At 41.3% G+C, this 19,655-nt stretch carries 21 protein-coding genes; all 21 read right to left on the bottom strand.

The window, feature by feature from the left end:
• Window positions 1–61: 61 nt before the first annotated feature.
• Entirely contained in the window at window positions 62–946 is an 885-nt protein-coding gene (gene tsf / locus ACZ5AE_RS09760; RefSeq protein ID WP_464571745.1) for a translation elongation factor Ts, read from the bottom strand.
• Between the two features lie 131 nt (window positions 947–1,077).
• On the bottom strand, window positions 1,078–1,782 hold the full coding sequence (gene rpsB / locus ACZ5AE_RS09755) for a 30S ribosomal protein S2 (protein WP_464571743.1): 705 nt from the start codon (window positions 1,780–1,782) through the stop codon (window positions 1,078–1,080).
• 190 nt (window positions 1,783–1,972) lie between these two features.
• Entirely contained in the window at window positions 1,973–2,752 is a 780-nt protein-coding gene (codY, locus tag ACZ5AE_RS09750; RefSeq protein WP_464571741.1) for a GTP-sensing pleiotropic transcriptional regulator CodY, read from the bottom strand.
• A 90-nt stretch (window positions 2,753–2,842) separates the two neighbouring features.
• On the bottom strand, window positions 2,843–4,246 hold the full coding sequence (gene hslU / locus ACZ5AE_RS09745) for an HslU--HslV peptidase ATPase subunit (RefSeq protein ID WP_464571739.1): 1,404 nt from the start codon (window positions 4,244–4,246) through the stop codon (window positions 2,843–2,845).
• Window positions 4,247–4,265: 19 nt separating this feature from the next.
• On the bottom strand, window positions 4,266–4,808 hold the full coding sequence (gene hslV / locus ACZ5AE_RS09740; RefSeq protein ID WP_213116339.1) for an ATP-dependent protease subunit HslV: 543 nt from the start codon (window positions 4,806–4,808) through the stop codon (window positions 4,266–4,268).
• 328 nt (window positions 4,809–5,136) lie between these two features.
• A complete protein-coding gene (gene trmFO, locus ACZ5AE_RS09735; protein WP_464571737.1) occupies window positions 5,137–6,441 on the bottom strand; it encodes an FADH(2)-oxidizing methylenetetrahydrofolate--tRNA-(uracil(54)-C(5))-methyltransferase TrmFO in 1,305 nt (434 codons plus the stop codon).
• Window positions 6,442–6,668: 227 nt separating this feature from the next.
• On the bottom strand, window positions 6,669–8,747 hold the full coding sequence (topA, locus tag ACZ5AE_RS09730; protein ID WP_464571735.1) for a type I DNA topoisomerase: 2,079 nt from the start codon (window positions 8,745–8,747) through the stop codon (window positions 6,669–6,671).
• Between the two features lie 317 nt (window positions 8,748–9,064).
• Window positions 9,065–9,943, bottom strand: coding sequence for a DNA-processing protein DprA (gene dprA / locus ACZ5AE_RS09725; RefSeq protein ID WP_464571733.1), 879 nt, complete (start codon window positions 9,941–9,943; stop codon window positions 9,065–9,067).
• 82 nt (window positions 9,944–10,025) lie between these two features.
• Window positions 10,026–10,928: a succinate--CoA ligase subunit alpha gene (gene sucD, locus ACZ5AE_RS09720; RefSeq protein WP_464571731.1), complete on the bottom strand. Its 903-nt coding sequence runs from the start codon at window positions 10,926–10,928 to the stop codon at window positions 10,026–10,028.
• A gap of 23 nt (window positions 10,929–10,951) precedes the next feature.
• Window positions 10,952–12,112, bottom strand: a complete 1,161-nt coding sequence (gene sucC, locus ACZ5AE_RS09715; protein ID WP_464571729.1) for an ADP-forming succinate--CoA ligase subunit beta — start codon at window positions 12,110–12,112, stop codon at window positions 10,952–10,954.
• A 206-nt stretch (window positions 12,113–12,318) separates the two neighbouring features.
• Window positions 12,319–13,116, bottom strand: a complete 798-nt coding sequence (locus ACZ5AE_RS09710) for a ribonuclease HII (RefSeq protein WP_464571727.1) — start codon at window positions 13,114–13,116, stop codon at window positions 12,319–12,321.
• 57 nt (window positions 13,117–13,173) lie between these two features.
• Window positions 13,174–14,043: a ribosome biogenesis GTPase YlqF gene (ylqF, locus tag ACZ5AE_RS09705; protein ID WP_464571725.1), complete on the bottom strand. Its 870-nt coding sequence runs from the start codon at window positions 14,041–14,043 to the stop codon at window positions 13,174–13,176.
• A gap of 232 nt (window positions 14,044–14,275) precedes the next feature.
• Window positions 14,276–14,836: a signal peptidase I gene (gene lepB, locus ACZ5AE_RS09700; protein ID WP_464571723.1), complete on the bottom strand. Its 561-nt coding sequence runs from the start codon at window positions 14,834–14,836 to the stop codon at window positions 14,276–14,278.
• A gap of 153 nt (window positions 14,837–14,989) precedes the next feature.
• Complete coding sequence (rplS, locus tag ACZ5AE_RS09695; protein WP_464571721.1) at window positions 14,990–15,334, bottom strand: 50S ribosomal protein L19; 345 nt, start codon at window positions 15,332–15,334, stop codon at window positions 14,990–14,992.
• Between the two features lie 141 nt (window positions 15,335–15,475).
• Complete coding sequence (gene trmD, locus ACZ5AE_RS09690; RefSeq protein ID WP_464571719.1) at window positions 15,476–16,219, bottom strand: tRNA (guanosine(37)-N1)-methyltransferase TrmD; 744 nt, start codon at window positions 16,217–16,219, stop codon at window positions 15,476–15,478.
• Window positions 16,216–16,734, bottom strand: coding sequence for a ribosome maturation factor RimM (gene rimM, locus ACZ5AE_RS09685; protein WP_464571717.1), 519 nt, complete (start codon window positions 16,732–16,734; stop codon window positions 16,216–16,218). Before rimM ends, trmD begins: the two co-directional genes overlap by 4 nt.
• A gap of 6 nt (window positions 16,735–16,740) precedes the next feature.
• Window positions 16,741–17,130, bottom strand: coding sequence for a YlqD family protein (locus ACZ5AE_RS09680; protein ID WP_464571715.1), 390 nt, complete (start codon window positions 17,128–17,130; stop codon window positions 16,741–16,743).
• 81 nt (window positions 17,131–17,211) lie between these two features.
• On the bottom strand, window positions 17,212–17,442 hold the full coding sequence (locus tag ACZ5AE_RS09675) for a KH domain-containing protein (protein WP_213116351.1): 231 nt from the start codon (window positions 17,440–17,442) through the stop codon (window positions 17,212–17,214).
• Window positions 17,443–17,455: 13 nt separating this feature from the next.
• The gene (rpsP, locus tag ACZ5AE_RS09670; protein ID WP_464571713.1) at window positions 17,456–17,728 is read right to left on the bottom strand and encodes a 30S ribosomal protein S16; all 273 of its coding nucleotides are present in this window, start codon (window positions 17,726–17,728) and stop codon (window positions 17,456–17,458) included.
• Between the two features lie 177 nt (window positions 17,729–17,905).
• Complete coding sequence (ffh, locus tag ACZ5AE_RS09665; protein ID WP_464571711.1) at window positions 17,906–19,258, bottom strand: signal recognition particle protein; 1,353 nt, start codon at window positions 19,256–19,258, stop codon at window positions 17,906–17,908.
• A gap of 12 nt (window positions 19,259–19,270) precedes the next feature.
• Window positions 19,271–19,603, bottom strand: a complete 333-nt coding sequence (locus ACZ5AE_RS09660) for a putative DNA-binding protein (RefSeq protein ID WP_464571709.1) — start codon at window positions 19,601–19,603, stop codon at window positions 19,271–19,273.
• Window positions 19,604–19,655: the final 52 nt, after the last annotated feature.

Genomic DNA, 19,655 nt, shown 5'->3' with positions numbered 1-19,655 from the left:
GTGTCCCCTATTCAAACATCAATTACAAAAACTTCAAACCTTTTAGCCCGAGAATAATTGACTATTTTTTATTCACTTGGTTCATTACTTCTTCAGCAAAGTTATCTTCACGCTTTTCGATACCTTCGCCTACTTCGTAGCGAATGAATTCACGGATTGTAGCGCCTTTAGATTCAACAAATTGGCGAACTTTTTGATCAGGATTTTTAACGAATGCCTGGTCAAGAACACAAACATCTTCAAAGTATTTGCCAAGGCGGCCTTCAACCATTTTTGTCACGATATTTTCAGGCTTCCCTTCGTTAAGGGCTTGCTGAGTTAATACTTGACGCTCATGCTCTACTTCTTCCTGAGAAACTTGGTCGCGAGAAACATATTTTGGATTTAATGCAGCGATGTGCATAGAAACATCTTTTGCAGCATCTGCATCTGTAGTACCTTCAAGAACAGTTAAAACAGAAATGCGTCCACCCATATGAAGGTATGCGCCAAACGCATCATTGTCAGTCTTAGAAACTACTGTAAAGCGGCGAAGAGATAGTTTTTCGCCAATCTTAGCGATTGCCGCATTGATATGAGCATCAACAGTTACACCGTTTTCCATTGTTTGAGTTAATGCTTCTTCCACTGTAGCAGGCTTGTTCTTAAGTAAGTGTTCAGCAAGCTCCTTTACAAGTGTTTGGAAGCCTTCGTTTTTCGCAACGAAGTCAGTTTCGGAGTTTACTTCTAGGATAACAGCATCATTGCCATTTGTTGAAATGGAAGTTAAGCCCTCTGCTGCGATACGGTCTGCTTTCTTGGCAGCTTTAGCGATACCTTTTTCACGTAGGTAGTCGATGGCTTTGTCCATGTCACCGTCTGATTCTGTCAACGCCTTTTTGCAATCAAGCATACCTGCGCCAGTTTTTTCACGTAATTCTTTAACCATTTGAGCAGTAATTGCCATAATTAAATATCCTCCTTCAATTAACTATGTATTCATATCTTTACCAATGAGACCCTGGTTAAACTTTCATTCTTTAAAAAAAGGTGATAAAGGGTCTCCCTCTTATCACCTTTTTAGATAAGGCTATAAATTTACGCTTCTACAGCTACTTCTTCGCCTTGCTTTGCTTCTAAGATAGCATCTGCCATTTTGCCAGTTAATAATTTAACAGCGCGGATTGCGTCATCGTTTGCAGGGATAACAACATCGATTTCATCCGGATCGCAGTTTGTATCAACGATACCCACGATAGGAATGTTCAATTTCTTAGCTTCTGCTACTGCAATTCGCTCTTTACGAGGGTCGATGATGAACAATGCATCTGGAAGCTGTTTCATATCTTTGATTCCGCCTAAGAATTTCTCAAGGCGTTCTTGTTCTTTCTTAAGTTGAACAACTTCTTTCTTTGGAAGCACTTCAAAAGTACCGTCTTCAGCCATTCTTTCAATCTCTTTCAAGCGGCCGATACGCTTTTGAATGGTTTCAAAGTTTGTTAAAGTTCCGCCTAACCAGCGTTGATTAACATAGTACATGCCCGAACGTTCTGCTTCTTCTTTTACAGAATCTTGAGCTTGTTTCTTTGTACCAACGAAAAGGACTGTACCGCCTTCTGCAGCAAGTTCCTTAACCCAGTTATAAGCTTCTTCTACCTTCTTAACTGTCTTTTGAAGGTCGATAATGTAGATGCCGTTACGCTCTGTGAAGATATATTTCTTCATCTTTGGGTTCCAACGGCGAGTTTGGTGTCCGAAATGTACACCAGCTTCAAGCAATTGCTTCATAGAAATGACTGACATGTTTTTTCCTCCTAATGGTTTGTTTTCCTCCGCTTATCTCATCTTTAAGCAGGACTTAAAGTTAAGCACCTCTGCCTAAATCAACAAGCGTGTGTAATAACACCATGAAATAATATAGCACATGGCCATTAAACAATCAAGGTTTAGATTTAAAAAAATTCCCGGCTCCTGCCGGGAATCCTTTAGAAAATTAATGTGATTTTAATTTTTCAAGCTCAACCAAGAACTTGTCATTAAGAACTTTAATGTAAGTTCCTTTCATACCAAGGGAGCGAGATTCAATAACTCCAGCGCTTTCGAGCTTTCTTAAAGCGTTAACAATAACGGAACGGGTAATTCCGACACGGTCTGCAATTTTTGAAGCGACTAATAACCCTTCATTACCGTTCAGCTCTTCAAAAATATGTTCAATGGCTTCTAGCTCGCTGTAAGATAAAGAGCTGATAGCCATTTGCACAACAGCTTTGCTTCGTGCTTCCTCTTCAATTTCCTCAGATTTTTCACGAAGGATTTCCATTCCGACAACAGTTGCACCATATTCAGCTAAGATTAAATCGTCATCATTGAACTTATCATGCAATCTTGCCAGGATCAATGTACCAAGACGTTCGCCGCCGCCAATAATCGGAACAATTGTTGTTAAACCTTCTTGGAATAAATCCTTATTTTCCACAGGGAAAGCTGTATATTGACTATCCACATCCAAATTCGGGGATGTTTCGGTAATTGTGAACAAATTGTTTGTGTATTCCTCCGGAAATTGACGATCCTCGAACATTTTTTTCATACGTTCGTTTTCGATTTGCTGATAGATAGTAATACCGAGCAGCTTTCCACGGCGGCTGACGATGTAAACATTTGCTTCAATGGTTTCACTTAATGTTTCTGCCATTTCTTTAAAGTTTACCGGTTTCCCTGCTGCCTTTTGCAGCAAAATATTAATCCTTCTAGTTTTTGTTAGTAGATCCATCTGTTTCTTCCTCCTAAATAACTACAACCATTATTAAATTTTTATTGGTAATACGATTTTTGCAACGTATTAGGTAAACTTGATAAGAACTTAAAGAATAAATTGACTCAAATCTTTGTTTTTCGATATAGCGCCTAGCTTCTCGTCAACATATTGAGGTGTTATGGTAATTTTATCCATCGTAATATCCGGAGCTTCGAAGGATAGATCCTCTAATAGTTTTTCGAGGATCGTATGAAGCCGTCTGGCACCGATATTGTCGGTATTCTGATTCACTTCAAATGCTACTTCAGCTATTCTACGAATAGCATCGTCAGAAAATTCAATTTGTATACCTTCTGTTTCCAATAATGCCTGATATTGCTTTATTAAAGCATTGTCAGGTTCGATTAAAATCCTAAAGAAGTCCTCGACTGTAAGCTTTGTCAATTCCACCCGAATTGGAAAACGCCCTTGCAATTCCGGGATCAAATCGGAAGGCTTTGCCATATGAAAGGCACCGGCAGCAATAAATAAAACATGGTCGGTTTTAATCGGCCCAAATTTTGTTACCACTGTGGAACCTTCAACCACCGGCAGAATATCTCTTTGCACACCTTCTCTAGAAACATCGGCAGATGAGCCGCCATGATTTTTGCTGGCAATTTTATCAATTTCATCAATAAAAATAATTCCGTTTTGCTCAGCCCGATAAATAGCCTCTGATGTTACTTCATCCATATCAATCAGCTTCGCAGCTTCTTCATTTGTTAATACTTTTCTTGCCTCACGAACAGTAAGTTTTCTTTTTTTGCGTTTTTTCGGGATGAAGCTGCTTAGGGCATCCTGCATATTCATCCCCATTTGTTCAATACCTGAGCCTTGGAGCATGTCAAACATAGAAGGCGCCTGCTCTTCCACTTCAACTGTAACAATTTCATCCTCCATTTGACCAAGAGCCAATCTTTCTTTGACAATCTTTCTTTTTTCCTGGACAGAATAATCCTCCTGGTGTGTTTCCTGCTCGTTTGCATTGTTCCCGCCGCCAAATAACATTTCGAGCGGGTTTTTATAGTTAGATGATTTTTTCGCTGATGGAACCAATAGTTCAACAAGTCTGCTATTTGCATTTTCTTCGGCCCGTTCTTTCACGCTTAGCATCCGTTCTTCCTTTACCAGACGGACAGATGTTTCTGCCAGATCACGAACCATGGATTCTACATCACGACCGACATAGCCTACTTCGGTAAACTTTGTCGCTTCAACCTTAACAAATGGTGCACCGACAAGCTTAGCAATTCTCCGGGCAATTTCCGTTTTCCCAACACCAGTCGGGCCAATCATTAAGATATTTTTAGGGATAATTTCATCTCGAAGTTTATCGTCCAGAAGACCCCTTCTGTATCGATTCCTTAGGGCGACCGCAACGGCTTTCTTCGCATCCTTTTGGCCAATAATATACTGATCCAGCTTTTCAACAATTTGCCGGGGGGTTAGATTGGTTGTTCTGACCATTATTTTTAGCTCCTTCCCGCTATAGCTCTTCCACGATAATATTATGGTTTGTATAGACGCAGATTTCAGCAGCGATTTCTAACGACGCTTTCGCAATTTCCCTAGCCGATAAATGATCTCCGGCATACTTCTTTAATGAGCGGCCTGCTGATAATGCATAGTTCCCCCCTGATCCAATTGCAAGAATTCCATCATCGGGCTCAATAACTTCACCTGTGCCTGACACAAGCAGCAAACTTTCACGATTCATCACAATCAGCATGGCTTCGAGTTTTCTCAGGACTTTGTCACTTCGCCACTCTTTTGCAAGCTCAACCGCAGCTCTTTGAAGATTCCCGTTAAATTCCTCTAACTTTCCTTCAAACAATTCAAAAAGAGTAAAAGCATCTGCTACAGAACCAGCAAAGCCAGCCAATACCTTCCCATTAAATATCTTTCTAACCTTACGAGCTGTATGTTTCATCACAACAGCATTGCCCATGGTAACTTGGCCATCACCTGACATTGAGCACTCGCCATTATGATGGATGGCAAAAATCGTGGTGGCATGAAATTGTTCCATTAAGATATCCTCCTTCATTTTTGGAGTTTTTTCTTTAAGTACAAAGCAAAGTATGTAAAAAAACCCTTACAAGATAATTATGAAAACTGTATTCATTTATACCCCGGGATGTTTTTTTCTATACATTTTTCTTCACCTTTTGCTCAGCTATGAACATAATAAAATCACTATAAAAAAGCTGAATAAGCCCCTTAGTATTTTGCGCAATTCCTGTCCAGTTGTAAATAACAAATCAAAAATGTTAACAAAACATTCACAATTATCAACATTTTTTCTTTCACAAGGGCTTTTAAATAGTAACACAATTCGATAGCCCTTGCAATAAATTTTACAAAACCTTCACAAAGTTCTGAATTGTTTCTAACGCTCTATTTGCATGCTGCAAATTCCGTTCTTGTTTTCCTTTTATTTTCACTGGCAGATCTGGAAATAATCCAAAATTGGCATTCATTGGCTGAAAATTTTTGGGGTTTGCAGAAGTAATATAACGTGCCATGCTGCCGATAGCCGTTTCAGCTGGGAATTCTACAGTTTCCATTCCTGTCGCAAGTCTTGCAGCATTAATTCCCGCGATTAAACCACTCGCAGCAGATTCCACATACCCTTCAACACCCGTCATTTGTCCAGCAAAGAATAAATTTTCCCGGTTTCTAAATTGGTAAGTTGCTTTTAGAACCTTCGGTGAGTTGATGAAAGTATTACGATGCATAACTCCATAGCGAACAATTTCAGCATTTTCAAGTCCCGGTATTAGTTGGAGCACTTCCTTCTGCGGACCCCACTTTAAATGGGTTTGAAAACCAACAATATTATACAGCGTACCTGCTGCATCATCCTGCCTTAACTGAACAACCGCGAAGGGTCTTTTACCTGTCTTAGGATCCTCTAGGCCGACTGGCTTTAATGGACCGAACAGCATCGTTTTCTTTCCTCTTGAAGCCATTACTTCAATCGGCATGCAGCCTTCGAAAAAGATTTCCTTTTCAAATTCCTTTAAAGGAACGGTTTCAGCTGAAACCAAAGCTTCATAAAAACGATCGAATTCCTCTTCCGTCATAGGACAATTTAGATAAGCCGCTTCCCCTTTATCATAGCGGGATTTTAAATAAACTTTATCCATGTCAATGCTGTCTTTTTCGATGATCGGTGCTGCCGCATCATAAAAATATAAATAGTCTTCATTTGTTAAACTTTTCAGTTTGGCTGATAATTCCGGACTTGTTAGTGGGCCGGTTGCAATGACCGTTAGTCCTTCCGGAATATCTGTGACTTCTTCATGAATGACTGTCACATTTTCATGGTTTTTCACCATTTCGGTAACTTTTGCCGCAAATTCATGACGGTCAACAGCCAATGCCCCTCCTGCCGGTACACTGCAGGCATCAGCAGCAGCGATAATAACGGAATCAAGTCTTCTCATTTCTTCTTTTAAAACACCGACTGCATTTGTTAAAGTATTCGCTCTAAGCGAGTTACTGCAGACCAGTTCGGCAAATTTATCTGTATGATGGGCTGGAGTTTGTTTGACTGGTCTCATTTCGAAAAGACGGACCTTTACTCCACGCTTGGCAAGCTGCCACGCTGCTTCGCTGCCTGCTAAACCGGCACCAACAACGTTTACTGTTATTTCCATGTTATTCCTCCTGAAACATTCACATATTAATAAGTCCTTACTTTATACCATTCCCTCGAATTCAGTCCATCTTGCATTTTACTATACGAATGACAAACAAAAAAGTTTTATGTTTAAAAAAATAAATAAAAACTCGCTGGTTGGCGAGTCCGTTAATATGGTTTATGAGGCGCAGTTGAATTTATAGTTTCTTATTAGCTAAAAAAGAGTGGAATATTTCCCACTCCTTAGCTTTGCGGTTCTTCTTTATAGTCACATGATACGCATTGGACTTGGACACCCTTTTTGAGTTTCTTTTCGACAAGGAGTCCCTCACATTTTGGACAATTTCTAGGAAGCGGCTTATCCCAGGATAGAAAATCGCACTCTGGGAAGCGGCTGCAACCGTAGAACAATCTCTTTTTCTTACTTTTCCTTTCAACAATGGTGCCTTCTTTACAATTAGGACACGTTACCCCAATTTCTTTTACAATCGCTTTGGTGTTCCGGCAGTCCGGGAAATTGCTGCAGGCCATAAATTTACCATAGCGGCCCATTTTATACACCATCGGGCTGCCGCAATTTTCACAATCCTCGCCTGCAGGCTCATCCTTAATTTCAACTTCCTGCATTTCCTTTTCTGCTATTTTCAGATGTACTTCAAAATCCTTATAAAAGTCATCGATAATCCGGACCCAAGGAATTTTTCCTTCTTCAATATAGTCTAAGCCTTTTTCCATTCTTGCGGTAAATTCCACATTGACTATCTCCGGGAAAAACTCAACCATTAATTCGTGGACAATTTCTCCAAGCTCCGTCGGAACAAAACGCTTATTGTCGAGAGCTACATAGCCCCTCTTTTGAATAGTATCGAGCGTTGGGGCATAGGTTGAAGGCCTGCCAATCCCAAGTTCCTCAAGCGTCTTTACGAGCCTTGCCTCCGTATACCGAGGCGGAGGCTGGGTAAAATGCTGTTTCGGCTCAACATCCTTCTGGAATACTTCATCCCCTTCTTTAAGGTCAGGAAGCATTTTGTTTGATTCCTCCACTTGGTCATCCGTACCTTCGACATATAGCTTCATAAAACCAGGGAACTTTATTTTCGATCCAGTCGCCCGAAACACAGCATTGCCATTTTGTAAATCAACACTCATAGTATCCATTACAGCTTGGGCCATTTGGCTGGCCAAGAATCGTTCCCAAATTAATTTATATAAACGCAGTTGATCTCTTGAAAGGAACTCCTTCAAACTATTTGGATCTCTAAATGTGCTGGTCGGACGAATCGCTTCATGAGCATCCTGAGCATTTGTCTGTTTCTTCTCTTTCCTTTGCTCTGTTTTTAGAAATTGCTCCCCATATTCAGCCTTGATATAATTAGCCGCTTCTTCCTGAGCTATTTCAGAAATCCTGGTGGAATCTGTTCGCATATAGGTAATCAAACCGACAGTCCCTTCTTTGCCAAGTTCGATTCCTTCGTACAGCTGCTGGGCCAGCATCATTGTCTTTTTGGCCCGAAAGTTTAATTTTCTGGCTGCTTCCTGCTGCAGGGAGGAGGTTATAAATGGAGGAGCCGGATTTCTGCGCCGCTCCTTTTTGTTTACGGCAATGACCGTAAACTTGTTTCCCTCCATTTGCTGCAGAATCTTTTGCACATCCTCTTCTGACCTTATTTCTGTTTTTTCCCGTCCTGCGAGACTATGAAACGAAGCGCTGAATTGATCTTTCCCTTTTAAAAATTCAGCGTCAATCGTCCAATATTCTTCCGGAATGAAAGCTTTAATTTCATTTTCCCGGTCAATAATCAATCTGACAGAAACCGATTGGACTCTTCCCGCACTTAACCCCTTTTTGACCTTTTTCCATAACAGCGGACTGATATTATAGCCCACCAGCCGGTCAAGAATTCTACGGGCCTGCTGTGCATCCACCAAGTCTTTATTGATTGGCCGTGGATGTTTAAAGGATTCCTGGATGGCATCCTTGGTGATTTCATTAAATACTACCCGGCAGTCCGAGTTAATATCCACATCAAGGCTGTGCGCCAAATGCCAGGCAATTGCTTCTCCTTCGCGATCGGGGTCGGCCGCCAGAAAAATCTTTTTGGCTTTTTTGGCCGCTGTCTTCAGTTCCTTTAAAACAGGACCTTTCCCTCGTATCGTAATATATTTCGGTTCAAAGCCGTTGTTAACATCAACCCCCGTTTGACTGCGCGGCAAATCTCTGACGTGTCCCATTGATGCTTTAACTTTATATTTTTTTCCTAAATATCGCTCAATCGTTTTCGCTTTTGCAGGCGATTCAACGATGACAAGAAACTCCGACATGTATGTTCCTCCTTAAGAGGGAAAGTGTGAAAGCTCCTCGAATCTGGCAAAAGCCTGCTTCTGAGATGCTCGATTTTTTTGAGAAGTTTTCTAAATTCTAGTTATGACAACTTTGCTTCAAGAAATACTTTCCAAAACTCCCAAATCCCAAATTATTTATATAATACTTTCAATATTATTGTCTCATTCTAGTTTTTGAACTTATGTTGGAAAATGTAATACATATTAGAAATTTTTTCAACCTTTTTACCCTAACTTTTCTTCATTTATACAAAAAACCCTGCAAAAATTAAAAATTTATTGAATAAAAAACAGTTTTATCTTATTTCCTCTAATATATCCCCTGCTTTTGTTACAAGTTTTGCTCCCTGTTGAATAAGTTCATTCGCCCCGATTGAATAGGGATTAAAAATGCTTCCAGGAAGCGAAAAAACGTCCCTGCCCTCATTAACGGCATGGTTGGCCGTTATTAATGAGCCGCTTTTCCTTTTTGCTTCTATAATAAATGTTCCGCGGGCCATTCCACTAATGATTCGGTTTCGCGCTGGAAAATGCCATCTCTGCGGCTGTGTATCTGGCGGGTATTCTGACAGCACAAGCTGTGTTTTCATCATTTCCAATGCCAGATTCATATTTTCCTTTGGATAAATATGATACAACCCTCCGGCGATCACTGCAACCGTCTTTCCGCCATTTTTAATAGCGTATTCATGGGCGAGTGTATCAATACCTTTTGCTAAACCGCTGACAATTAGCACTCCATTATCAATTAATTCAGGGAAAATTAAACGGATGGCATTTTTTCCGTACTGGGTCGCTTGCCTAGAACCAACCACAGCTAATTTCGGCTCTTTCTCAAGCAGGGATAAGTCACCTTTTGCGAAGATTGCCCAAGGAGGCTGATAAATTTCTTTTAAATAACGAGGATACAGCGGGTCAAATACAGTGATGACGGAGATATCATTTGTTTTGTATTGGCGGATTTGATCATAAATGATTTCGGGATAAAAGAGTTCAGTTACAGGATTTGCAGCAATGGCGGAGGCTTGAGGAGGGAACATGTTAAACTGTTTTGTTGGTTGATAAGATTTTAAAGATTCAAGTCCCGGGTCTCTTTTTAAGATTTGATAAACCGTATGCCACGATATATCAGGATAATGAAGCAGGGTGATTAGTCTTTCAGTAAACTCATTCACTGTTAATTTCCTCCATTTTATTTTTTAAAACAGAAATAGCCCCTCAAAGTATGGAGGGACTATCTGTTTATCATGGTGTATTTTAGTGAGTCTTACACTTTTCGTATAAGCCTTGTTCTTTAAGAACTTCAATTAAAGTTTCACCCATTACGGAAGGTGTTGCTGCTACTTTAATGCCGCATTCGTTCATAACACGGATTTTTTCATCAGCAGTACCTTTTCCGCCGGAAATAATCGCACCAGCATGGCCCATGCGTTTTCCAGGAGGTGCAGTACGTCCGCCGATGAAGCCGACAACAGGTTTAGTCATGTTTGCTTTAACCCATTGAGCCGCTTCCTCTTCAGCTGTACCACCGATTTCACCAATCATGATTACAGCATATGTTTCAGGGTCTTCATTGAATGCTTTTAATACATCGATGAAGTTTGTTCCGTTAACAGGGTCTCCGCCAATACCAACAGCAGTTGTCTGGCCGATACCTGCTTGAGTTAATTGATGAACAGCCTCATATGTTAAAGTACCAGAGCGGGAAACAACGCCGACATGGCCTTTAGTGTGAATGTATCCAGGCATTATGCCAATTTTACACTCATCAGCCGTGATAACGCCAGGGCAGTTTGGACCCACTAAGCGAGTCTTCTTACCTTCCATGTAACGCTTAACTCTCACCATATCCAGTACAGGAATATGCTCTGTAATACAAATAGCAAGATCTAGTTCAGCATCAACTGCTTCGATAATGGAATCTGCAGCAAATGGAGCTGGAACATAAATAACGGATGCATTTGCGCCAGTTGCTTCAACTGCCTCTTTCACAGTATTGAAAACAGGTACACCTTCCACCTCTTGGCCGCCTTTGCCTGGTGATGTTCCGCCGACGATTTGTGTACCGTATTCAAGCATCTGCTTTGTATGGAAACGGGCTGTTCCGCCTGTTATCCCTTGAACAATTACTTTTGTGTCTTTATTAATAAAAACGCTCACGTTAATTCCCCTTTCTTTCGATCCTATTTCACTAATGAAACGATTTTTTGTGCGCCGTCAGCCATGGATTCAGCAGCTGTGATGTTAAGACCAGACTCAGCAAGGATTTTCTTACCTAAGTCAACATTTGTTCCTTCTAAACGAACGACAAGCGGAATAGATAGGCCAACCTGTTTTGCTGCTTCTACTACTCCTTCAGCAATGACATCACACTTCATGATACCGCCGAAGATATTAACAAAAATACCTTTTACGTTTGGATCGGAAAGGATAATTTTAAATGCTTCCGTAACCTTCTCAGCTGTAGCACCGCCGCCAACATCAAGGAAGTTTGCCGGTTCGCCGCCATAGTGCTTAACGATATCCATTGTAGCCATTGCAAGTCCGGCACCGTTAACCATACAGCCGATATTGCCATCTAAAGCAATATAGCTTAGGTCATACTTGGAAGCTTCGATTTCTTTTGGATCTTCTTCTTCAAGGTCACGATACTCTAATACATCTTTTTGACGGTACAATGCATTGGAATCGAAGTTTAATTTTGCATCTAATGCCATTACGTTACCATCGCCAGTTACAACTAATGGGTTGATTTCGGCAATCGAGCAATCTTTGTCAATATAAGCGTTGTAAAGGCCTGTCATAAACTTAACAGCTTTATTGACTAATTCCTTTGGAATATTGATATTAAATGCCAAACGACGTGCTTGGTATGGCATTAATCCAAGAACTGGATCAATTTCCTCTTTGAAAATTTTCTCAGGTGTATTAGCGGCAACTTCTTCGATTTCTGTACCGCCCTCTTCAGAACCCATTAATACCACCCGGGAAGTAGCACGATCTAATACTAATCCAATGTAGTATTCTTTTTTAATGTCACAGCCCTCTTCAATTAGGAGACGCTTAACTTCTTTCCCTTCAGGTCCTGTTTGGTGTGTAACCAATGTTTTACCAAGAATTTCGCTGGCATATGTACGAACCTCATCAAGGTTTTTGGCAACCTTAACACCGCCGGCTTTTCCCCGGCCGCCTGCGTGGATTTGCGCTTTTACCACACATACTTGTGTGCCTAATTCTTTCGCTGCTTCAACTGCTTCTTCAACAGTGAAAGCCACTTTTCCATTCGGAACCGCTACCCCATATTTTCTGAGGATTTCTTTCCCCTGATACTCATGGATATTCATTTCCCATCCTCCTAATCAAACTGTTCAAAAAATTTGACTCCGTTTACATTTTATATAATGAAACAAACCTTGTCCACCATTATGCTATAAATAATATTTATATAAAAATCAAGGAAAATAATTAGTAATTTAATGCCAAACTATTATTTTCCAAAAATAAAACAGGCTTTCTTCAGCCTGTTTTATTATAAACCACTAGAGCAGATTTATGTACCCAACGAAAGCGATAATTGATTTGTCAAAGTATCCTTAATCGGTGAGAAGCTCTTACGATGATACGGAGTGATTCCATACTGTTCAATCGCAAGCAGGTGTTCCTTGGTTCCATAGCCTGCGTTTTCTTGAAAACCATATTGCGGAAACCGCACCGAAATTTCTTTCATCAGGGAATCTCTAGCTGTTTTAGCGACTATTGATGCGGCTGCAATCGAAATACTCTTGGCGTCCCCTTTAATGATTGATTCTGTAAGGTAAGGGGTGTCAAGTTTCATGGCATCGATAAGCACTACATCCGGGTTTATTCTTAAACCTGCAATTGCCGATTTCATTGCTTTTTTAGTTGCCTGATAGATATTGATTTCGTCTATTTCTGCCGCATGAACCATGCCCACGCTGACCGCAAGTGCCTCACTCCTAATGATTTCATCAAATTCAAGCCTTTTTTTTTCGGACAGCTTTTTCGAATCATCAATCCCAGGCAGGAAAAAATCCGTTGGCAAAATGACCGCTGCGGACACAACCGGACCAGCAAGCGGCCCCCTGCCTACTTCGTCTACACCTGCCAGATACTGAAAGCCTTGACCGCGGTATTTGCGCTCAAAGGCCGTCATTTCAAAGAATTTCTCCGCAAGAGCTTTTTCTTGGGCTCTCTGCTTCTTCCATCTCGCAAGGCAGGTTTGCACTCCTTTCCGATCATCTCCTTCAAGACTAAATAGAAAAGGGTCGTTATCAGCTTTGATTGTTTTCAGCTGTTCTTCAATTTCTGCAATCGACAAACGTTTCATTCAAATTCACCTTTTACGCTAGCGTTCAATAAAGCTCCCCAATAGGAGAGCTTTTCGTTATTCTTCATTTTCCGTTTGAAAATCCTTGGGCCTTTCAAATGATAGAGGGCCAAACTTCTCGGAACGGATTTCCCTAATCACCAATTCCGCCACTTTATCGTAGTCTACCATTCCACCGCCCATCAGGCAGCCGCGGAGCTTGCCGATGTGGTCGAACTTAAGTACAACGTCTTCCGGAATTTCAGAAAACTTATAGCGCTCCATCAAACGTTCAGGATATTCCCGCTCTAAAAAATTCAGTGCGTAAACGGTCAAGTCATGCAGATTTAAGAGCGTATCCTTGATGGCTCCAGTGATTGCCAATTTCATGCCGACCTCTTGATCCTCAAACTTTGGCCATAATATTCCCGGAGTATCTAGAAGCTCCATTTCTTTACCTACTTTTATCCACTGCTGGGATTTTGTCACACCCGGGGTATTGCCAGTTTTGGCAATATTTTTTTTCGCCAGGCGGTTAATTAGTGTTGATTTACCGGCATTGGGAATGCCGACAATCATGGCCCTGATGGCTCTCGGCTTTACCCCTTTTGCCCGCATGCGGTCAAATTTTTCCTTCAAAATTACCTGGGCAGCATTGGCAATTTCCTTCATTCCTTCTCCTGCCTGGGAATTAATCGCTAGTGCCTTCACACCTTTTTTGGCAAAAAAAGCAATCCATTCCTTGGTAATATTCTTATCGGCCATATCTGCTTTATTTAATAACACCAAACGCGGTTTATGTTGAATGATTTCATCAATCATCGGATTTCTTGATGAGTACGGGATTCTGGCATCTACTAATTCAAAAATGATATCAACTAACTTTAATTTTTCCGTGACCTCTCTGCGAGCCTTAGCCATGTGGCCGGGAAACCATTGGATCGTCAAAGCAGTCACCTCCTTTAAAAGCGTAAGCGCCTTGACCAGCCCCGACAAGCATAAGACAAGCCGGCAGGATGCCTACATCGCTGAGAATCTTCCCTGCAGGCATGCGACGAGGTGAACCAAACTTCCTCGAATATACTGTGCCGCAGGAGCAAGGTTCCTAGTCGTTAATCATCCGTCCGGTTTTCTAAACAATCGAGGGGCTAGGCGCTGGAGCTGGATATTTAATCCTAATTTATTTCACAGAAACTATATGGGCATCGTTTAACGGCCAGTAGACGATGCTTGTCTTGCCAATGACTTTGCTCATTGGAACGGATCCAATATGACGGGAATCTTTACTGAAGCGGCGGTTATCACCCATTACAAATAATTCCCCTTTTGGCACTGTTATTTGGCCGACCGGTGTTTCTTCCAATGTGAAAGAGTCTGTTAATGGACCGTCCTCCACTTGTTTTTTATATTCATCCAAATATGGCTCTTTATACGCTTTTCCATTCACATATAAAGTGTCATTCTTATATTCGATTCTATCTCCAGGTAGACCAATGACCCGTTTTATGTAATCTTTCTGCTCAGGTGCATGAAAAACAATAATGTCAAATCGATGTGGTTCACCTATTTTATAACTCAGCTTATTAACAATCATCCGATCCTGATTTTTTAAAGTTGGCATCATTGATAAGCCGTCCACTACTATCGGTGCAAAGAGAAAATAGCGAATTACGGCTGCCAGGATGACCGCAATTAAAAGCGCTTTTGTCCATTCCCAAAATTCATTTTTCTTTTTTGCCATTCTTTTTCCCCACCAATCCAGTAAAAAATGTCTTATAAAGCCTATTTTACATAACTTGCATCTAAATAACACGAGGGGATATAAGTTTTTTCAAATTTAATAATTTCTTAATAGATAAAAAAAGAGCTTGCAGTGCAAGCCCTCTTTTTCTTATTAGCGAATTTCTTTAATACGAGCTTTTTTACCGCGAAGTTGACGCAAGTAGTAAAGCTTAGCACGACGAACTTTACCGCGGCGAACCACTTCAAGTTTCGCGATTTTTGGTGTGTGTACAGGGAATGTACGCTCAACGCCTACACCGTAGGAAACTTTACGAACTGTGAAAGTTTCGCTGATACCACCACCACGACGCTTAATCACAACACCTTCAAATAACTGAATACGCTCACGAGTACCCTCGACAACCTTAACGTGAACACGTACAGTGTCACCAGGACGGAACGCAGGAAGGTCAGAACGAAGTTGTTCCTTCGTGATTTCTTCTATTAATTTATGCATCGTTTTCAACTCCTTCCAACAGATGCTCTTGCAAACCAAGTATTATCAATTGCAGCGGAACATCGTTATAAGACAAGAAACTGAGAGACTCAGCTCAAGTCACAAGATATATCATAACATAATCTCAAAGCCCCTGCAATACTACTCGTATTCTTTTTTTACTTCTTCCAGCCACTTTTGTTGTTCTGGTGTTAGTTCTATTTTTTCAAAAAGGTCAGGTCTTCTTAATAGAGTTCTTCTTAGGGTTTCTTTATTGCGCCATTCTTCAATTAACTTGTGATTGCCAGATAGAAGGACATCAGGCACCTTCATGCCGCGGAAATCCGCAGGCCTTGTATAGTGAGGGTGTTCAAGGAGACCTGTACTAAACGAGTCCTTAATATGGGATTCTTGATTGCCGAGCACCTCGGGGAGCAGGCGAACAACACTATCAATTACAACCATTGCACCTAGCTCACCACCTGTTAAGACATAGTCGCCTATTGATATTTCATCGGTGACCAAATGCTCCCTGATCCTTTCATCATAGCCCTCATAGTGACCGCAAATAAATATCAGATGTTCCTCACGGGCCAATTCTTCCGCTTTCCTTTGGCTATAGCGTTCTCCTTGCGGACAAAGCAAAATGATTCTCGGGCGGCTGCTGTCAGCCTTTTCTGTAAGCGAGGCAACTGCATCAAAAATCGGCTGCGGTTTTAATACCATCCCAGCACCGCCTCCGTATGGATAGTCATCCACAGTGGAATGCTTGTTATCGGAGAATTCACGGAAGTTCACGACATTGTATTGGACAGCTGACTTTTCAGCTGCTTTGCTTAAAATCGAACTCCTGAGTACCCCGGTAAACATCTCAGGAAAAAGGGTAAGAATGTCGATTTGCATCATGACAAAAGTCCTTCCATTGGTTCAATAAGGACAACCTTTTCCTTTACATCCACTTTCTTGACAACATCATGGATATATGGGATTAAGACCTCTTTCCCGCCTTTTCCTTTTACCACCCAAACATCGTTCGCACCTGGAGAAAGGATTTCAGTAATTTTGCCAATCTCTTCCCCATCGATCGTGGCCACAAGACAGCCGATAATTTCATGATAATAGAATTCATCTTCGTCGAGTTCACTTAGCTGTGACTCCGGAACCTTCAAAATTCCATCACGAAACTTCTCCACCAAGTTAATATTTTCATACCCTTGAAAGACAAGCAAATCAAAATTTTTATGGCTGCGGTGGCTTTTAACAGTTAATTCAAGCGGTGTACTTGATGCCTTTTGAAATAAATATAAGGTATTCCCCGGTTTATAGCGCTCTCCCGGAAAATCAGTTTTCGAAATGACGCGGACTTCCCCTTTTATACCATGGGTATTGACGATTTTACCAACATTGAACCATCTTTCCATATGTACTCACCTTCTAATTTCCTCAATGATACCATCTTTAATAATAATCTCAGGCTGTATATCTTGGTCAATCCAAAGGTCCCCTGCTTTAACCTCAATAAGAGCCTGGACTTCCTTTTCCTTTAATTCACTGCCTATTGGTAGGATATGTAATTGTTCTATTTGAAAATCAAGTAATTTTATTTTTTCCCGTCTCATTTCAATTTCTTTTTCAAAGTGCTTTTTTAGTGTGCCCTGAGGGTAGTTTTTCGATTTTTCCAAGCGTTTTAATTCGAAGTGAAGCTGGTCACATTCTTTTTCAAACTGCCGTTTCCTTGCATGATACTTGTCAAAAAGCTCTTGTTTGCTTTTTTCGGTTAAGACTTGCTTCACCACAACAGATTGAATAATTTGCATGTTTATTGCCCCCTTAAAAATTTGAACAACTAACAAAAAAGGGAGGATCAAATCCCTCCCTTTCTTTCTTGATGCAAAAAGCTATTCACCAATTTCCAAGAAAATCTTCTTTTGTTGTGATGATCCTGCTGCGTATACAACAGTTCTAATGGCCTTTGCAACACGCCCCTGCTTGCCAATCACCTTTCCGATGTCCGTTTTATTGACGGTTAAGTGATAGGTGATTCGGGTATCATCTTCAATGGTTTCAACCCGAACTTCCTCAGGAAAATCAACAAGAGGCTTAACAATCGTTTCGATCAGTTCTTTCATCGCTTCTCCACGATTACTTGCTTAATTTTGCATTGTGGAATTTTTCCATAATGCCTTGTTTTGAGAACAAGTTACGTACTGTATCAGATGGCTTCGCGCCGGTTTGCAGCCACTTAAGTGCTAGCTCTTCGTTGATTTGAACTTGAGCTGGCTCAGCAACTGGGTTGTAAGTTCCAACTGTTTCGATGAAACGTCCATCACGTGGTGAACGAGAATCTGCTACTACAATACGATAGAAAGGAGTTTTCTTAGCTCCCATACGCTTTAAACGAATTTTTACTGCCATTTTAAATAAGCACCTCCGAATAGTTTCACACAAGATAGTATAATACCAATTGTTTTTTTATTTGTAAAGTGTTTTTTCTTTACATACATTATTACCAAATATTACAGAATTAAAACAGATTGCAAATATGAACTTAGACTGATGTCCAGCTCCAGTGCCTAGGGGCTCGGTGCCAAATTAAAACGGTTTAAATGGAAATTTGAAACCGCCTTTTTTCTTGGCTTTTTGCTGCATGCCAGACATTTGCTTCATCATTTTCTTCATGTCCTCAAACTGTTTTAACAGACGGTTTACCTCTGCAACGGTACGTCCGCTTCCTGCGGCAATCCGCCGTTTGCGGCTTGAGTTCATGATTTCAGGGTGAAGCTTTTCTTGTTTGGTCATCGACCTGATAATGGCCTCAACATGGGCTATTTGCTTTTCATCGATTTGCAGATTGTTCAAACCTTTGATTTTATTAGCTCCAGGCATCATCTTTAACAGTTCGTCGAGCGGACCTAGTTTGCGGACCTGACCTAACTGATCGAGAAAATCATCAAGTGTAAACGACGCAGTCCGCATTTTCTGCTCAAGCTCTTTGGCTTTTTCTTCATCGATATTGGCCTGTGCTTTTTCGATTAAGGTCAGCACATCGCCCATTCCTAAAATTCGTGATGCCATTCGCTCCGGATGGAACGGTTCGAGGGCATCCATCTTTTCACCCATACCAATAAATTTAATTGGTGTTTGCGTGACAGAACGGATTGACAGAGCCGCACCGCCCCTTGTATCACCGTCAAGCTTTGTCAGAACGACCCCAGTTAGGCCAAGCTGTTCATTAAAGCTTTGTGCCACGTTTACAGCGTCTTGACCGGTCATCGCATCAACAACGAGAAAGATTTCATCCGGCTTGGTTAGTTCCTTAATGTCCTTTAATTCGTTCATTAAGGCCTCATCAACATGGAGCCGGCCTGCGGTATCAATCAGAACATAATCATGATGCTCTTCTTTGGCCTTGGCGATGGCTTGTCTTGCAATCTCGACCGGACTTACCTGATCACCAAGGGAGAAAACAGGCATATTTAATTGCTTGCCTAGTGTTTCAAGCTGTTTGATTGCAGCTGGGCGATAAATATCGGCAGCAACCAGCATCGGCTGTTTGTTATACTGCTTCCGCAGCAAATTAGCCAGCTTTCCTGAGGTCGTTGTTTTACCGGCCCCCTGCAGACCGACCATCATGATGACGGTTGGCGGTCGATTTGACACGGCAATTTTGCTTTGCTCGCCGCCCATTAATTCCGTTAATTCTTCGTTAACGATTTTAATAATTTGCTGTCCAGGGGTTAAGCTCTTTAGTACCTCTTGTCCAACGGCGCGTTCGCTTACCTTTTTGATAAAATCTTTGACGACCTTGAAGTTAACGTCCGCCTCAAGCAGGGCGAGGCGCACTTCACGCATCATTTCTTTTACATCCGCTTCAGAGACTTTCCCTTTGCCGCGGATCTTTTGGATTGTATTTTGCAGTCGGTCGGCTAATCCTTCAAACGCCATTTATCCCAACTCCTAATCTAAATTCTCCAGCTCAGCGATTGTAGCTTGAATCGTCAGCTTGTTTGGCTGCTCTTCATTAAGCAGTTCTTTCAGAAGCTTGACAAGCCGGTTGCGTTCCTGAAATTTTTTAAATAATAATAGCTTTTCTTCGTACTCCTCGAGCATTGCCTCTGTCCGTTTAATATTATCATAAACGGCCTGACGGCTGACTTCGTATTCTTCGGCGATTTCACCGAGTGAGTAGTCGTCTAAATAATAGAGAGACATATAGCTTTGCTGCTTTGGTGTTAACAGCGAATGATAGAAGTCGTACAGGTAGTTCATTCGTGTTGTCTTTTCAAGCATGCCGCATCCCCCTTTTGTAAAGCGAAAAGCCTTTACGAAGTAGTTTACATGG

Source organism: Neobacillus sp. S1227, assembly GCF_055385255.1.
The sequence above is the reverse complement of the archived record's forward strand: the minus strand, read 5'-3'. Positions and strand labels throughout refer to the sequence as shown.

Bases quoted from the DNA above. Each gene is read 5' to 3' on its own strand.
- hslU (WP_464571739.1), bottom strand. From the start codon at position 4,246: ATGGTCAGAACAACCAATCTAACCCCCCGGCAAATTGTTGAAAAGCTG.
- ACZ5AE_RS09680 (WP_464571715.1), bottom strand. From the start codon at position 17,130: ATGCAAATTATTCAATCTGTTGTGGTGAAGCAAGTCTTAACCGAAAAA.
- lepB (WP_464571723.1), bottom strand. From the start codon at position 14,836: ATGGCAAAAAAGAAAAATGAATTTTGGGAATGGACAAAAGCGCTTTTA.
- rpsB (WP_464571743.1), bottom strand. From the start codon at position 1,782: ATGTCAGTCATTTCTATGAAGCAATTGCTTGAAGCTGGTGTACATTTC.
- trmD (WP_464571719.1), bottom strand. From the start codon at position 16,219: ATGATGCAAATCGACATTCTTACCCTTTTTCCTGAGATGTTTACCGGG.
- ffh (WP_464571711.1), bottom strand. From the start codon at position 19,258: ATGGCGTTTGAAGGATTAGCCGACCGACTGCAAAATACAATCCAAAAG.
- tsf (WP_464571745.1), bottom strand. From the start codon at position 946: ATGGCAATTACTGCTCAAATGGTTAAAGAATTACGTGAAAAAACTGGC.
- ACZ5AE_RS09675 (WP_213116351.1), bottom strand. From the start codon at position 17,442: ATGAAAGAACTGATCGAAACGATTGTTAAGCCTCTTGTTGATTTTCCT.
- rimM (WP_464571717.1), bottom strand. From the start codon at position 16,734: ATGGAAAGATGGTTCAATGTTGGTAAAATCGTCAATACCCATGGTATA.
- sucC (WP_464571729.1), bottom strand. From the start codon at position 12,112: ATGAATATCCATGAGTATCAGGGGAAAGAAATCCTCAGAAAATATGGG.
- codY (WP_464571741.1), bottom strand. From the start codon at position 2,752: ATGGATCTACTAACAAAAACTAGAAGGATTAATATTTTGCTGCAAAAG.
- topA (WP_464571735.1), bottom strand. From the start codon at position 8,747: ATGTCGGAGTTTCTTGTCATCGTTGAATCGCCTGCAAAAGCGAAAACG.
- hslV (WP_213116339.1), bottom strand. From the start codon at position 4,808: ATGGAACAATTTCATGCCACCACGATTTTTGCCATCCATCATAATGGC.
- ACZ5AE_RS09710 (WP_464571727.1), bottom strand. From the start codon at position 13,116: ATGAAACGTTTGTCGATTGCAGAAATTGAAGAACAGCTGAAAACAATC.
- ACZ5AE_RS09660 (WP_464571709.1), bottom strand. From the start codon at position 19,603: ATGCTTGAAAAGACAACACGAATGAACTACCTGTACGACTTCTATCAT.
- rpsP (WP_464571713.1), bottom strand. From the start codon at position 17,728: ATGGCAGTAAAAATTCGTTTAAAGCGTATGGGAGCTAAGAAAACTCCT.
- rplS (WP_464571721.1), bottom strand. From the start codon at position 15,334: ATGCATAAATTAATAGAAGAAATCACGAAGGAACAACTTCGTTCTGAC.
- trmFO (WP_464571737.1), bottom strand. From the start codon at position 6,441: ATGGAAATAACAGTAAACGTTGTTGGTGCCGGTTTAGCAGGCAGCGAA.